The 15919-nt window shown below is 45.7% G+C and carries 13 protein-coding genes and 1 pseudogene; 7 read left to right on the top strand and 7 right to left on the bottom strand.

All coding sequences use genetic code 11. The annotated features are described in order from the left end of the window. Positions 1-302: 302 nt before the first annotated feature. Positions 303-1817, bottom strand: coding sequence for an RtcB family protein (locus QUA56_RS32685; RefSeq protein ID WP_333366996.1), 1515 nt, complete (start codon positions 1815-1817; stop codon positions 303-305). A 497-nt stretch (positions 1818-2314) separates the two neighbouring features. Here QUA56_RS32685 and QUA56_RS37005 point away from each other — a divergent pair. The 4 genes and pseudogenes from QUA56_RS37005 to QUA56_RS32665 all read left to right on the top strand — a co-directional run. Continuing rightward, a pseudogene (locus tag QUA56_RS37005) lies at positions 2315-2494 on the top strand (IS66 family transposase); the annotation flags it as partial. Positions 2495-2816: 322 nt separating this feature from the next. Beyond that, positions 2817-4502, top strand: a complete 1686-nt coding sequence (locus QUA56_RS32675; RefSeq protein WP_333366990.1) for an NAD-binding protein — start codon at positions 2817-2819, stop codon at positions 4500-4502. A 192-nt stretch (positions 4503-4694) separates the two neighbouring features. Continuing rightward, a complete protein-coding gene (locus QUA56_RS32670) occupies positions 4695-6488 on the top strand; it encodes an N-acetylmuramoyl-L-alanine amidase (protein WP_333366987.1) in 1794 nt (597 codons plus the stop codon). 81 nt (positions 6489-6569) lie between these two features. Then, positions 6570-6965, top strand: coding sequence for an SH3 domain-containing protein (locus tag QUA56_RS32665; protein WP_333366984.1), 396 nt, complete (start codon positions 6570-6572; stop codon positions 6963-6965). Between the two features lie 116 nt (positions 6966-7081). On the opposite strand, the gene QUA56_RS32660 is transcribed toward QUA56_RS32665, so the two are convergent. Together QUA56_RS32660 and QUA56_RS32655 are read right to left on the bottom strand one after the other, a co-directional pair. Next, positions 7082-7642 carry a Uma2 family endonuclease gene (locus QUA56_RS32660; protein WP_333366982.1) on the bottom strand — a complete coding sequence of 187 codons (561 nt, stop codon included), beginning with the start codon at positions 7640-7642 and terminating at the stop codon, positions 7082-7084. A gap of 78 nt (positions 7643-7720) precedes the next feature. After that, entirely contained in the window at positions 7721-8698 is a 978-nt protein-coding gene (locus QUA56_RS32655; protein ID WP_333366979.1) for a hypothetical protein, read from the bottom strand. 63 nt (positions 8699-8761) lie between these two features. On the opposite strand from QUA56_RS32655, the gene QUA56_RS32650 reads away from it, so the two are divergent. After that, positions 8762-9958: a CapA family protein gene (locus tag QUA56_RS32650; protein WP_333366976.1), complete on the top strand. Its 1197-nt coding sequence runs from the start codon at positions 8762-8764 to the stop codon at positions 9956-9958. 112 nt (positions 9959-10070) lie between these two features. On the opposite strand, the gene QUA56_RS32645 is transcribed toward QUA56_RS32650, so the two are convergent. Together QUA56_RS32645 and QUA56_RS32640 are read right to left on the bottom strand one after the other, a co-directional pair. After that, complete coding sequence (locus QUA56_RS32645) at positions 10071-11606, bottom strand: NAD(P)/FAD-dependent oxidoreductase (protein WP_333366973.1); 1536 nt, start codon at positions 11604-11606, stop codon at positions 10071-10073. A 399-nt stretch (positions 11607-12005) separates the two neighbouring features. Further along, the gene (locus tag QUA56_RS32640) at positions 12006-12788 is read right to left on the bottom strand and encodes a cobalt-precorrin-6A reductase (RefSeq protein WP_333367001.1); all 783 of its coding nucleotides are present in this window, start codon (positions 12786-12788) and stop codon (positions 12006-12008) included. A 358-nt stretch (positions 12789-13146) separates the two neighbouring features. On the opposite strand from QUA56_RS32640, the gene QUA56_RS32635 reads away from it, so the two are divergent. Beyond that, positions 13147-13965 (top strand): tetratricopeptide repeat protein, encoded by an 819-nt coding sequence (locus QUA56_RS32635; protein ID WP_333366970.1) that lies wholly within the window; start codon positions 13147-13149, stop codon positions 13963-13965. A gap of 120 nt (positions 13966-14085) precedes the next feature. On the opposite strand, the gene QUA56_RS32630 is transcribed toward QUA56_RS32635, so the two are convergent. Next, entirely contained in the window at positions 14086-14874 is a 789-nt protein-coding gene (locus tag QUA56_RS32630; RefSeq protein WP_333366967.1) for a TIGR01548 family HAD-type hydrolase, read from the bottom strand. A gap of 176 nt (positions 14875-15050) precedes the next feature. Here QUA56_RS32630 and QUA56_RS32625 point away from each other — a divergent pair, with 176 nt between their 5' ends. Beyond that, positions 15051-15362 (top strand): 30S ribosomal protein PSRP-3, encoded by a 312-nt coding sequence (locus QUA56_RS32625; RefSeq protein WP_333056906.1) that lies wholly within the window; start codon positions 15051-15053, stop codon positions 15360-15362. 373 nt (positions 15363-15735) lie between these two features. On the opposite strand, the gene QUA56_RS32620 is transcribed toward QUA56_RS32625, so the two are convergent. Further along, on the bottom strand, positions 15736-15919 hold a 184-nt coding region (locus tag QUA56_RS32620; RefSeq protein WP_333366965.1), incomplete at its 5' end, for a hypothetical protein.

The raw sequence follows: 15919 nt of genomic DNA, 5'->3' as shown, positions 1-15919 counted from the left end.
CTTATAACGGGCTTTTCGCCTGTTCCGAACGGGCAAGATGCCCGTTCCACAACTAAGAATTGTGTTTTAGAACGGGCTTTTCGCCTGTTCCGAACGGGCAAGATGCCCGTTCCACAACTAAGAAATTGTCTCTTATAACGGGCTTTTCGCCTGTTCCGAACGGGCAAGATGCCCGTTCCACAACTAAGAATTGTGTTTTAGAACGGGCAAGATGCCTGTTCCACAACTAAGAATTGTGTTTTAGAACGGACAAGATGCCTGGTTTAGACACCAGTTATTGAGAACGGAGAAATAGCCCCAGGCTACGCTTTAAATGTTAACACTGGCTTCATTTTAGCGACTACACCAACTATTTGCGCCTCAACTTGAACGTCAATTACTGGTTGAATTGGCTTGTAAGCGGCCGGTGCTTCTTCGATTCTGCGTTCTTCGCGCAAGGTAATGCAATCTATGCCAATTAATCCCAAAGCGGAGTCAGTTTTGTCAACACCTTTGCGACTCATATTGAAGCGCGATCGCGCCCTTCCTGCACCGTGAGAAGCCGATCGCAAAAATCGATCGTTCCCTTTCCCAACCAGCAAATAAGAGGGCGCGCCCATCGAACCCGGTACAATTACAGGCTGGCCCAAATGTGCGGGACAAGCGCCTTTGCGAGTCACCCAGGCGGCACCTTCAGCTAAGGTGATATTGTGAGGCACATCGTATACTAAGGGAGCTTCGACATCGCCGAAAACTTGCCGCAAACGCAACCGCAGAAATTCTGCTAGCAGCAAACGGTTGATAAAACCGTAGTTAGCGGCTGTGGCTTCCGCTTGCAGGTAGCTGCTCACAAGTTCGGGATTTGCTGCGACAGACAGCGGAAAAAGCCTGGATTCAGGATGTTTCAGAGTTTTCGGCCAGGCTTCGCAAGCTCGATCGCGCCACATTCCGCCGATGTATTTGCCGACATTCCGCGAACCCGAGTGAATCATGAAAGCGATTTGTCCCGATCGAACTCCGTAAGTATAAGCCGTAGCTCGATCGATAACTTCCTCAACCACTTGAATTTCGACAAAGTGATTGCCGCCGCCGATTGTACCTAACCCGCCATCCCTGACTAAGCCGTCGTTTGGGACTAATTCTTCAGGAGCCCATTTGACATCGCCATTCATGGAACCGCCGAGGAAAGTGCGATTGCACTCTGTCGCCAACTGCTCGAAATCCGAATTGGCCGCGCTGCCGGTTGCCTTGTCTGGCATAGCATCCAGCCATCCGGGAATCCCGTGTTGGAACATCGCGCGAGCAGTTTTTGCAGTCATGCTGACATCGCGAGTACCGAAAAAATAATCGCCTTTGAGCAATTCTACAAATCGATCGCGCTGACTGAGGAATTGTTCGATCGACAAATCCGCAACGTGTAACCGCATCCCGCAGTTAATATCGGAACCGACAGCCGCCGGAATCACCATTCCTGCTGTTTTGACGATCGAGCCGATCGCCACTCCTGCATCCCCCGGATGGAAATCTGGAGTAGCGCAGGTGCGGCAAACGCAACCACCTTGAGGGTGACGAACATTCGCCAAACTTGCTAACTGTTTGAGCGCCTTTGCTTCCACAGGAAAATCCTCTGGGAGCAAAACTTCTGCTGTTGTAGCAATGGCATCTTGCCAGTGTTCATTCAAAGAACAATTGAGTTCTCTTGTGGCACTGGCATCTTGCCAGTGTTCATTCAAAGAACTATTCAGAGAAATAGAGTAGACTTTGTTGTTGTAAGTAACATCCAGACCTTGCCGAGACAAAGCTCGCAAAAGCCTGTTCAAGTTTTTTGGCTGCTGCATAAATAGTCTGTTGCGGGTTGCATAGCAACCCCCAGGAGTTGAAGAGATTTTTTATGGAAAAAAAGACTTGGGTTCAGCAGCCGCAATCTTTTTTAAGATAAGTTGAAAGGCAACTTATCTAATGACTAAATTTATGACACATCAAAAATGATATGTCAACCTTTTCATTGAATTTTTAATAAATATAGCGGTTCTCAGAAAGATGAGGTACGTAGTTGGGCCCCGGCCCAATAAGTCTGGGTGGTTATGTAAGCTGTCAGTCATACCTCATCTTTTTGAGAAAGGCTATATGTAATATTTCAGGTCAAAAAAGACTTAAATGGCAAAAGCTGGTAAAGTCAAGGAATGAAAAAGCCCGCAGCCACCAGACCAAGAAAAAAACCAAAATAGAGCAGTTGAGCCAAGTTGAACTGGTGGAAATGGTGCTATTTCTGCAAAAAATCATTGAAGAATTGCCAAAAAAACTAGATATTGCTAGAGGTAAAAGTCGAAGGACCAGTCAGACTTCATCAAAACCCCCATCAACGGATCTGCTCCAGAAATCAGAGAAACCAACAGTCAAACCAGAAAAAGACCAGAAAAAGCAACCAGGTCATCAGGGAAAAACTCGTAAAGGGTTTGGACGAGTAGACAGAACTGAAATTAGCTCACCCGATATCTGCCTGAGTTGTGGTAAGCTGTTGTGCATCTAATTTGACAGTCAATTTTTCGACAATTATTGTGGAACGGGCGCCAGATCCCGGATCTGGATTCAATTTTAATGCGTAGCAGCTTAGTAAAGAGTTAAGTAAAGTAATTAACATCCACAGACAGCAAGTAGCAAGTCTAGTAGCAAAACCACTTGGGCACTGCCGCGTCCTTGTTTCAAAACTTTGAGACCACTGCGCCACCAGCATCCTATATAGTGTTTTTAGCTACATTCTGTAAAGCCAGGGCAGTCAACAATGGTAAGTAAAATTACAAAGGACAGCTCCGAAATCGGCTGGCAAATAACTTTTTATGAAACCTCGAATCATTGTTTGCGGGTTGGGCGACACGGGACACAAGATTTTTTGTTTGTTGAGACAGCAAGGAGCTATTGCTGTTGGTATTAGCGATCGCCCAATTCGCGGCGAAACTTCTGATGTGATTGTCGGCAATTTGCAAGCAGCTTCTACCTTGTTGGCTGCTGGCATTCAAAACGCTCACACTTTAGTAATTGCAGCAGACGATGATGCTGTGAATTTGGCAATTTTGATGCAGGCGAGGATTCTCAATCCTCAGATTCGGATCATCAACAGATTGTTCAATACTAGCTTGGGCGACAGACTCGATCGCACTTTGGCCGATCACGCTTCCATGAGCGTTTCGTCATTGGCGGCTCCGGTTTTTGCCTTTGCGGCTCTCGGAAATCGGGCGATCGGACATTTGCGTTTGTTCGATCGCACTTGGCCGATTCACGAAGAATATATCGATGAAAATCATGCTTGGAAAGGTCGAAAGTTGAGCGATTTGTGGAACGATCGCTCGCGAATGTTGATTTATTATCTGCCCGATGCTAACAAAATTGATTTAGTATCGGCGGTGCTTGCCGATCGGCAGTGTCAGCAGGGCGATCGGCTAATTGTTGCCACTCAGCCAACTATCCGCAGGCCCCAAAAAACTTTAACTCAAAAACTGCTCAAAACATTAACTAGCCTGCGCCGATTTCAGCAGCACAGCCAAGCAGCAGTAATTGTTGTACTGACGCTGCTGGCAATGATTGCAGTTGCTACTGCTACCTATATTTGTGTTGACGATGGTATCTCAATTGTCGATTCTCTCTATTTTTCAGTAGGGATGATTACCGGAGCCGGAGGCTATGAAAAAGTGGCCGAACAAGCTCCCGAAAGCATTAAACTATTTACAGTTGTCATGATGTTAGTTGGAGCCGGCATCATCGGCATCTGCTACGCGCTGCTTAACGATTATGTATTGGGAACTCGCTTTACCGAATATTGGGATGTGGCGCGAGTTCCGCAGCGCAATCATTACATTATTTGCGGACTCGGAGGCATCGGTATCCAAATTGCTAAAGAACTGTATACTAACGGTTACGATATTGTGGCGATCGAGCAAGATCCGAACAGCCGCTTTCTGAGCACGGCTCGCTCAATGAAAATTCCGGTCATTCAGGGAAGTGCCAGTTTGCCCGCAACTCTGGAAGCTGCTAATGTTAAGCAAGCGGCAGCACTTTTGGCGGTAACTAGCAGCGATATGTCTAACGTCGAAATTGCCTTGAGCGCTAAAGGATTGGCACCAAAACTATCGGTTATTGTCCGCAATCAAGACTCGCATTTTGCTTTGATGGTGCAGCAAATTTTTGAGTTTGAAGGAGTTTTGAACCCGACGGAATTGGCGGCTCCTGCTTTCGCGGCGGCTGCGATTGGAGGCAGAATTTTGGGCAACGGGATGACTGCTGAGAGTCTGTGGGTTTGCTTGGCCACATTGATTACGCCAAAACATCCTTTCTGCGGCCACCGCATTCAAGATGCTGCTAAGTCGGCTGATTTTGTGCCTCTTTATGTGGAAACTAATTCTCAAACTATTCACGGCTGGGATTTGATGAATTGTTGTCTGAGTGCGGGGGATGTTTTGTATTTGACGATGCCGGCGAATCGGTTGGATCAACTGTGGAGAACGACTTCTGAATTAATTAAAACTTAATGGTTTTACGCGGAAATTTATGTGGGCGATCGCTCAATTGCAACTACAAACCTGATAAAATGGGGCCAGTATAGTAAATAGGACTTACAGCTAATCCTCAGAAACCCAGTTTATTCCCGGATTTATCCCGGGTTTCTTAGCGCAAGTCCTAGTATAAATAACCAACAGACTCTCAATTAGTTGCGATTTAGAATGAGAAAATTTTTAGGATTAGTTGTGTTTGGGATGATCGTAGCGATCGCCTCTGTAGCTGTCGCCGCTCAACCTTTGTTCGTCGCTTATCCTCCCGCCAACCACCAAACTACAGCCGATCGCATCTTTTTAGTCGGTACAGCACCCCCACCGGGACAAGTATCGGTAAATGGCAACCAAATTTCGCGCACCGCAGCCGGACATTTCGCCCCGACTTTTCCCCTGCAACTCGGCGAAAATCTCTTTACCTTGCGTTACGAAAATCAGGAAGTCAAAATTAAGGTGACGCGCCAGTCAAATCAGCCGGAAGTCCCTGTAGGATTGGCTTTTGCTAAAGATTCCCTGACGCCGAAAGTCGATGTCGCAAGTTTGCCGGGAGAATATATTTGCTTTGGGGCGATCGCACCTGCGAATGCTCGAGTTTCGGTAAAATTGGCGGGCGTTACTATTCCTTTAAAAGCGCGATCGCAAGTCGAACTACCCGACAACAAATCTGTACTTTTAGGTGAAAACTCCCCAGTCAAAAAAGGCGGCAGCGAACAGTATCAAGGCTGCGGTAAAACCCCTGAAAACTCCCTCTCATCTCAGGGAGAAAAAGTTGATTTAGGCGTGCCATCGTTTGAACTCACAATGAACGATCGAACTATCAGCCAGCAGGGTACTGGCAAGATTTCTATTCTTTCTCCGGCTGACTTAGAAATAGCAGAAGTAACAGCAGATCCGGGCGTTTCCCGAACCGGGGCAAGTACAGATTTTTCTCGGATGACACCGCTGCCCAAGGGAACGAGAGCAACAGTTATCGGGCGCGAGGGAGAATGGATTCGGCTCGATTACGGTGCTTGGATTAAAGCATCGGAAGTGCGAATTGTCAAGGATGCAGTGCCTCCGCGATCGATTATTCGCAGCGCCAGCTCGCGTCAAGTTTCCGGCTGGACAGAGGTATTATTTCCCTTAGAAATACCCGTCCCAGTCACCGTACAAGAAGGAGAACGCACCTTCACTTTAACGCTGTACAATACCACCGCTCAAACTGACATTATTCGCCTCGATGATGACCCCGTAATTTCGCGTTTGGAATGGCAACAAATCTCGCCGCTGCAAGTACAATACACTTTTAATCTCAAATCAGCCCAGCAGTGGGGCTACAAATTGAGATACGATGGCACAACTTTAGTGCTGTCTTTAAAACACCCGCCGGCGAATACAAGCATGATGCCGATTTCGCAAGCAAAACCGCTGTCTGGAATTAAGATTCTCATCGATCCGGGACACGGCGGGCCCGAGGATGGAGGTGCTGTGAGTCCAGTGGGAATTAGGGAAAAAACAGTAGCTTTAACAGTGTCGAAATTGGTGCAACAGGAATTGATAAATCGGGGCGCGAATGTGATAATGACGCGGGTAGAAGATGTCGATTTGGATTTGCCGCCGAGGGTGGAAATGATTCAAAAAGAAGAACCTGCGATCGCAATTTCAATTCACTACAATGCTTTGCCGGATAACGGCGATGCCATTAAGACTAAAGGCGTCGGCGCTTTCTGGTTTCACCCGCAAGCGCACAGTTTGGCAATGTTTTTGCACAATTATCTAGTTGCCAAGTTGAACCGTCCGAGCTATGGTGTATTCTGGAACAACTTAGCCATGACTCGTCCTGCGGTTGCTCCATCTGTTTTAATGGAATTGGGATTTCTGATCAATCCCGAAGAGTTTGAATGGATTGGGAATCCGACAGAACAGAAGAAGTTAGCTGAGGCGATCGCCCAAGGCGTTACCGAATGGTTTGCCTCTGTCAAATAACAGTTAGTAGTAAGGACTGAAGTCCTTCTACAAAAAATCACAATCAGGACTTCAGTTCGACCAATCCAAGGAAATGAAATAATGCTAATTTTTACTCAATCAAAAGCCTTTTTTATTGCAGCCGTCGTTGCAAGTTTTAGCTTCTCACTTTACAGCTTTCCTGTTTTCGGCAAGCAGCAAAGTCTTGCTCCCGCAAAAGCAGAAGCTTTAAAAAAGCAAACTCAATGCTCGTTTATTACAGGTGAAGGTGGCGCGGTTAATATTCGCAAAGGCCCGGGCAATAAATACCAGGTTGTAGCTAAACTCAAAAGGGGAGACGGAGTGAGGGCTGTCAGCAGACAAGGTAATTGGGTGAAAATTGCGGCCCGTTTTTCGGGTAATCCTCCTAATGAAACTTTTACAATCCTTGACGGTTGGGTGAACAATCAATTTATTAATGGCTGTTCCGAAGACCAATTTGACAGGTGGCGGAAATAGGGAATTTGGTTTGTAGTAAGGACTTCACTCCTGAGTTTTGATGATGGCTAAACTCCTCACTACAAACCCTACCGGGAAATTTTTAAAATTGGTACAAAAAAGGCGATCGCCCTGATTCATTGTTGCATTCTCAACCAGCTAAACACCTGTTCGGCGGTGATATTCAGGGGAATCATTTCGGGCACGGGAAGGACATCGCTACCTTCGCAGAATTGCGGTTGTTGGTTGGGCAAAAACGCTAAAATCGATCGATCGTCTGGATCGATTAGCCACCCCAACTGACAATTATGTTGCAGACAGTGAATAATTTTTCTAGTTACGCGGTTTGAGTTTTGTTGTGGCGACAGGATTTCGATCGCCCAATACGGTGCAATTAGCACATCATCTACTGGTTCGCCACTGTCATCAAATTGAATCTGTTCCCATAATAGTACCGCAATATCTGGAACAATCGATCGACCGCCAAACGTACACCGCAACTCGGGAAAAGCATAAGCTATCTTTGGAGTTTCCGTCACCTGATTAATTTCGTTGCAGGTTCTTAATCGCAATAAACTGTGCTTTGCTTTCGGCATCGGTTTTTGGATAATTTCGCCCTCAATGTATTCGCTGGCCGGTTTAGTTTCTGGCAGTTTCATAAATTGTTCAAGAGTAAGGCGCTCAGTTGCGATTGTCATAAATAAATTCCTCAATTCTACCTATTTTCAGTGTAAGCCAAAAATTATTTGTTTTGCATAATAATTGTGTTAGCTCGCCTAATTTTGCGGAACAATCTGCTGTTTAAATTCAAACAAATTAGGATTTGTAGGGTCATAAAAAGCCCGCAACCAATGCACGTTGGGAGAACCAAAAGTTTCAACTCTAGTAAAATTTTTCATTCTCGGTAATTGAGTCTCATCGGTAAAATAGGGTAAAGGTTTATCGATGCGGAAATAGTGAGTATCGCCGTGGACGAATACAACTTGCCCTGGGAAATTGCCTATTTCTGTTTCCAGAGTTGCGATAAAATCGTTGTAGCCGCTTCTTCTTTTGTCCGCCGCATCGAGTTCAAATCCCGGATTTGCCTGTGCAACTAACACAATTCCTTTGCTGTTGCTGCGTTTGGCTAAAGCAAAACATTCTTCGATCCAGGCTAAGTTAGCTGAATTGCGATCGGCATATTCTGCATCTGCTTCGAGAGTGCGGCCAAAATTGTTGTTGCTTCCCGGCATATTAATCGCAAAAAATACAATGCCATGATAAATCCAGCGAACATTTTCGCGGTATTTAGCAAACTGCGGCTTTTCGCTTTGACGGGTGATAGTTAAGGTGCGCTTTCCCAAACTTTGATTGCCGTTGCTGAAGATTTCCCGCAGTTTAGCGAGTCTTTCTACTGGATCGTAACTGCCGTTTTTCGATCGGTGGCAATCCGTCCATTCATTATCGCCATAGGCAAGAATAAACGGCATCTCAAAATTGTCAAATAACTGCTTGCGGCTGACAAAAGTTGCATCATCGCAGACACTAGAACCGTTTTTAATGTCGCCGTCGTGGACGACAAACGCTGCGGGCGATCGATTGATATCTGCAATCAAATTCGGAAATTGTGCTTCCTGTTCGGCACTGTAGGGCAAATCGCCAATCAAGGCAAATTCAAAAGGTCGATTCTCAGAAGTTTGAGCGTAAGTTAAAACGCCAAAACCCGTAATTGCTACAAAAAAAATCAAGGCAAGAATTAGATAGTTTTTTTTCATCTATTTAGCCCTAACTAAATTATTTATGATACCATATAAGCCGACAAATCACTCTCAAAAATCATGGATTTTCGTCGGTTGCTCTCGGTAATTGCCATGCTTTCGATCGCAAGCTGCAATATCCAAACGCCAAAAACCAACACACAGCCGACAGAAAGTCGATCGCCAATAGCAGCCCCTGTTCCCGCCAAACCAAAGTCTGAGATCGAAGAAGCAAAACTAATTGCTGTCGGCGATATCATGATGCACAGTACCCAAACGCGATCGGGCTACGACGCAAAAAAGCAAACATACAATTTTGACAGTTTCTTCGCACCAGTTAAAAGTATCCTGTCAACAGGCGACTGGGTGATCGGAAATCTCGAAACACCTTTAGCGGGCGAAGATGCGGGCGGATATACAGGATATCCGCTATTTAACGCACCGGCTCAATTAGCGGATGCGGCTAAAAAAGCCGGATTTAATATCTTGACAACCGCGAACAATCATGCTTTAGACCGTGGAGAAAAAGGAGTAATTAGGACGATCGCCAATCTGCGCGATCGGCAAATTGCTTCAACAGGAACAGCCCGATCGGCAGCGGAAGCTTCACGAATTTTAATCAGCACCAAAAACAACATTTCCCTAGCTATTCTCGCTTACACCTACGGCACAAACGGCATTCCCATACCCCAAGGCAAAAATTATTTAGTTTCGCTAATTGACGAAAAAAAGATAGTCAAAGATATTGCCAAAGCCCGAAAACAAGGAGCAGATATTATCGCAATTTCCCTGCACTTCGGCAATGAATATGAGCGACAGCCAAACACCCAACAAAAACAATTAGTTGAAAACCTATTAAAAGCTGGTGCAGACATCATTCTCGGCAGCCATCCCCACGTCGTCCAACCTTACAAAATATTTAAATTCCCCGGAAGAAATGGGAAAACCCGCAAAGCTGTAGCAATTTATTCAATGGGAAACTTCATTTCCGGTCAAACCAAAAATTATACAGACTTAGGCGTGATTTTTCAAGTAAATATTCGCAAAAAAACTACTGAAAAAACTACTGAAATTACTGGAATAACACCTATTCCTACTTGGGTACATTGCTATCCTCTAAACAATCAAATAAAATATCGAATTTTGGCCTTAGAACAAACAGTAACTAAGAAAAAAGACTCGCTCTTAGCAAATTCGCAGTATCCAGTTTTAGAAACATACTTGCAACAGATGAAGAATCATCTTAACTCTTTGAAGAGTCAGAAAAAATCAAAGTAATTTGGCATTGGGAATTTTGGGCATTGGCGATCGTAATTGGAGGTAGAGACGATCGATTTTTATTCCCAGGCAGTGCCCGTTGGTAAGGTAACAACTTAAGCTAGGGAAGCAATCATGTATCCAACGGAAGAGGGTGTAGTGGAGTAGAGCGACTTTTCTTTTTATGATTATATTCTTCGGATACGCCAAGATAATCTGATGCTTGATATCTGCTGAATATCTCAGCGAAAATGTTAGGCAATTTTCGGTAAGGAGAAACACCCATATCTTTAAGCATGATATCAATATATTGTTGAAAGCGAGTGTTGACTGCACAGGATCGCGAAGGTTCAAATTGAATATTTGCGCGTTTCCACTGGCGGATATATTCAATACTTTTTTCCATATTTTCGCTGGAAGGTAACTCAAGTTCACCGCGCAAGTAAGCACACAGCCATTGTGCGGCAATCTCGACAGCAGGCACGTGCATATATCCATGATTGAACCCGGCAAAGGCAATGCCAGGAATGCGAGGATGAAGCAAGTGGCGATATAACTGCACGCCATCGGGTTCGGTTTCCAACATTTTTCGATATTTATCAGGCAAAAATGGAAAAATTGGCGCTTGCGAACCCAAAGATAGAATGACTAAATCGCATGGAATCTCGCAACCATTTTTCAACTTTACTGCTTCTGGCGAAAAACCAGATAATTCTGCACGGTGGGGCGAGATTTTTCCTTCTGCAATAAACGGATAGTAATCTTCAGGCGCAACCGCTGTGGCTGAACGTAAATCATGCAATAGTTTGTGGTCTGGTTGTACAGCTTTGATGCGACTCTGGGCGGCTTGGCCTTTTCCAGAAACATTTCGCTGAACTTGAAAGCGGAAGATGGATGCAATCAAATCCCAAAAACCCGAAACAATGAAGCCAAGGCGATTGTGCAAGAAACGTTCAATGGCGGTTGGATGTGCCCAACTTGTCATCATCACTGTTCCAAAACGGCTGAATAATGCGTAGGTAAAATGTACGCCAAAAATCCATTCTGGGACAAGCCAGCGCGGTGTACGAAATACATGATTTACTTGCGCGCCTTGTTTGGCTGCGAAAGTCGCCATGTCCAAAGCACTTTTTCCGAAGCCAACGATTACAACTCGTTGATTGTCGAATATATCAAGCGCGCGCACATCCCGTTCAGTGATGATTTTCCCGCCGAAATCTTCGATACCTGGAAATTCAGGTTGATACTTTCCTTCTGTATATTGCCCGACTGAGATAACAACGTATCCAAATAATTCTTCGCGAACGCCATCCTGGTTTTTATATTTTAATAGCCAGCCATCTTCTGTTTCTTTGAGTTCGATAACTTCATGATTTAACCGCACATCAAGCTTTAAATGGTTGACCGCTTGTTCCAAATAATTCAGGATTTGTTCTCCGGTGGGATGTAAATCAGGCGTGAACGGCCAGGGAAAATCTGATAAATGATACTGTTCCCTGATATTTTGCAGGTGTACGTTTGGGTATGCAAGTGCCCATACTCCGCCAAGCTTTTCGGATTTCTCGAAAACAACTGCTTGGAAACCATTTTTCTTGAGAATATGAGCTGTCGTAATGCCTGATATTCCCGCGCCAATAATGGCAATTGGCATACCGTTTTTGTATTGCATATATTTGAGTCTCCTTATTTGGTAAGCTGTTCGGTATTTAAAAGACGATTGTAGGGTGCGTCAGTTCTTTCATCGTTTCCCATGTAAGCGGAGCGTGTTCGCGAATGACGCACCATACCTAGATCGTTAGTGGTTTAAATGCTCCACAGCTTATGGTTATTAGAGTAATTCTCGTGACGCAGTGACAAAAAACCGGAAGCCTTGCACTGAGAAGAGTTTAAATCGATCGCTCTCACAAAGACAGAGGGGTTGTCATCCCGTCAAATCCGCGACCTTAAGCCCAACTGCTGATAGTAGTCTAGGTGGTTGTAGACTAAGGGGAGAGCAATTCTTGCCGTCTGGCTGCTACAAGCTCAGTTGAGGCGCGCTGCCACATTCCGATCGCGAAAAGGATGTAACTTAATAACTAATAACTAATAACTGCTTAATTAACCAAGCGATCGCTCGTTCAACATTATCAACCTGCTCAACATCGGGAATCTGCGGCCGCTGCACCATTACAACCGAAATTCCCAGTTCCCTAGCGGCAGCAATTTTAGCATAAGTAGCACCGCCCCCGCTGTTTTTACTAACAATTGTATCAATCTGATATTCTAACAGCAATTGCCGTTCGTCTTCCAATGTAAAAGGCCCCCTTGCTAATAACAATTTACCGTTAGGAACAGGAGTATTTAGTGCGGGAGGATCGATCGCCCGCATCAAAAACCAAATAGCATCCAAACCCGCAAACGCAGCCAATTCCTGCCTGCCAATGGTGAGAAACACCCGCTGAGACTGCCCTAATAAAGCCCTTGCAGCCTCCGAGTGGCTGGCAACTTCAATCCAGCGATCGCCCTCCACCCTCTCCCAAGCTGGACGCACCAGCATCAAATAGGGCACATTACACTCAGCAGCAGCAACAGCAGCATTGGCAGAAATCTGAGCCGCAAACGGATGAGTAGCATCAATTAACAAGTCGATCGGGCGATCCTCTCCGAGGGCTGCGCTAACGAGCAAAAACTCCGCCAGCCCAGCCGCCCCACCAAACCCTCCAATTCGCACCGTACCCGTTTTTGGGGTAAAAGGCTGTTGAGTGCGTCCTGCTAGCGAAGATACGACCTCTATTTCAGCGATTTGAGACGCTCTGGCAGCCAGTTCAGCAGCATCCCCCGTTCCGCCCAAAATTAGCAAGCGTTTTTTCACCAAATTATCCTTACTGACTACAAAAACTGGCGGTTTTAACTCACATCTTGCACCATTCTCAAGAACAGGCTTTCCGGCCTGTTCCACAAAGAGTGAATTTTCTTCTTGTGGAACAGGCCGGAAAGCCTGTTCCTAAACAAGTAATTGAGAATGGTGCAACATCTCAGTTAAAACCGCAACTACACAACCAAAGTCCGCCTGCGCGGACTCAAGAAAATCCAGGGTTTTAGAACCTGCCTCCGCAGGTTTTGTCTGTGTAGCTGCGACTTAAGTCGCCGAGACTTTTCAAACATCTTCTAACCAACCCCCGCAAATTCGGTTAATAATATGTTTAGTAAAGTTTAAACTGCCAACAACGATGATTCGCTCACTTTTCACATTTTTTACAGTATTAATTGTAACCGGGTTAGTGTGGTTGGGGAATATCGCGCCCGCTACCGCACAAGTACAACCAACAGATATCGCCGATCCCCAACAGGAATTGCGAGAACTCGTTCAAAAAGCTTTTGAAGCTACAAATGAAGGCAAATTTCCCGCCGCTGAAAGTTTTTGGACTCAAATTATTGACAAATTTCCCTCACAAGCAGCCGCTTGGAGCAACCGAGGCAATTCTAGAGTCAGCCAAAACAAGCTGCAAGCAGCTATTTCCGACTACGAAAAAGCGATCGAACTAGCTCCCGATGCCCCCGATCCCTACCTAAACCGCGGCACGGCTTTAGAAGGTTTAGGACGCTGGGAAGAAGCGATCGCCGATTACAATCACGTGCTAGAATTAGACCCCAAAGATCCAGCCGCCTACAACAACCGAGGCAACGCCGAAGCCGGTTTAGGAAAATGGGAACCAGCAATTGCCGACTACAGCAAAGCCTTTGAATTAGCGCCAGAATACGCCTTTGCCCGCGCCAATCACGCCCTCGCACTTTATCAAAACGGGCAAACCAAAGAAGCAATTCGCAACATGAAAAACATCGTCCGCAGATACCCTCAATTTGCCGACATGAGAGCCGCCCTCACCGCCTGTCTTTGGGAAGCCGGAAATCGCGGTGAAGCTGAGAGCAATTGGGTAGCCGCAGTCGGCCTCGATTCCCGCTACAAAGACCTCGATTGGGTGGCGAATACTCGCCGCTGGCCGCCTGTTGCAGTCAGCGCATTAGACAAATTCTTGAACTTGAAATAATCTCAAAGGGAAAGTTGTCATTGGTTATTGGTTATTGGTTATTGGTTATTGGTTATTGGTTATTGGTTATTTCGATAACTGACAACTAACAACTAACAACTGACAACTAATAACTGACAACTAACAATTGACTAATTCTCGAATCCGCGCAGCAGTCAACTCTTCGACATTCCTGAAAACCGCTGCTGCACCGGCATTTTTCAGCGCAGCAGCATAAGCCTCGCAGCGCACAGAATCCTCCAAAACATGAGGCGGCAAAATTCCCGTCCCCAGCCAAACCCGATTTGGTTGCAATTGCCGCGCTTTGACAACCGTATAAATATCGGCAACAGTATCTCCCGCGTAAATTACGGGCAAATTCTTTTCTAAACCGTGCAGGTTTTCCAACTGTTCAATTGCCGCGAAAAGTCCAGCCGGATCTGGTTTTCCAGGTGCATCTTCCATTGCCACTAAGACAGGGGAATTTAAACTCAGTTTCCCTGACAAAACATAAGCAGCTTCATCTCGCATCGCCCCGCTAAAAAATCCCCAAACAATGCCCCCAACTGTTAAATTTTCTAGGTAAGCCGAACTTAACAGCAGCGGTTCGTCACAAATGTAACCAGTCCAATTTTCTTCGTCGGGCCCGCGATAGCGACTTTGAAAAAAAGCCACTAATTCGTCATAGTCGATCGCGAGTTGGTTTCTCGATCGCCCAATCCCCTCAAAATAACGGCAAACTAACTCGAAAGACGCCTGCCAGTCATTATTCCACACTCCCTCCGACTTCAGAGAGTCGATATCGAGAGAATTCGGGCGAAAAGCACCCGCCGTGAAATGTTCCACCGCATCCGCGATCGCCCGCCTATAGGAACCGGACACATCCCGCACCACACCGTCAATGTCGAAGACTAAAATAACTTTGTTCACAACTTAACCATCCTTGTACCTAGGGCGGGTGAAAACCCAAATTTTATCGGTTTTAAGCCAATTTCCGGCACAAAACCCAGCCCCAGACAAAACTTTTAATCACTGATGACTCATTATTGAACAGAATGTGCTACGCTTATCGATTGTAGAAATTTTTAACAAGTTCGATCGGAACCCTGGAGGTTTGCTTGTCCAAGTTCATCTTAAAAGTTCTCTGGCTAGAAGAGAATGTTGCCCTCGCCGTTGACCAAGTTGTCGGCAAAGGAACTAGCCCGCTGACATCTTACTTTTTCTGGCCCCGCAAAGATGCGTGGGAAGACCTCAAAAACGAACTCGAAGCCAAACATTGGATTGCTGACAACGATCGCGTCGAAATCCTCAACCAAGCCACAGAAGTAATCAACTACTGGCAAGAGGAAGGCAGACGGCGCCCGATGACTGAAGCTCAGTCAAAGTTCCCTCTAGTGACTTTTACCGGCAGCAACTAAGCCCAGCTTTAAGTTGCTACCCATATAAATTGTCTGTTATGGCTGACGGGGAACGAGAGAGGGGGAGAAGGCGATAGGATTTGACGCTTTTTCCACCTCGCCGTGAAAGATACAATTTAAATGCGCTACAGCTTATCTTGATACTAACTCCGATTTTCAGACCGACTCGGGTTTTGGGTTTGGTCGATTTGAGATTTATTGAAAATAAAGCTCTAAAATCGGCGTTTTTTTGATAATTAATACTTACGCGAAAAGTGGTTTTACGCGCTGCTTATAGCTTTTTCTGAACGGGCAAGATGCCCGTTCCACGAGAAAATTCCCTCTTTGTGGAACAGGCAAGATGCCTGTTATTGAAAAGGGTGCAAGATGTGAGTTATAACTGAGATGTTGCACCCTTTTCAAGAAGCCTTTTGAACGGGCAAGATGCCCGTTCCACAAGAAGAAAATTCCCTCTTTGTGGAACAGGCAAGATGCCTGTTGTTGAAAAGGGTGCAAGATGTGAGTTATAACTGAGATGTTGCACCCTTTTCAAGAAGCCTTTTGAACGGGCAAGATGC

It is taken from the genome of Microcoleus sp. N3A4 (genome assembly GCF_036701805.1).
GTDB lineage: Bacteria > Cyanobacteriota > Cyanobacteriia > Cyanobacteriales > Microcoleaceae > Microcoleus.
Note: the sequence above shows the minus strand (reverse complement) of the source record. Positions and strands in the feature narration are given on the sequence as shown.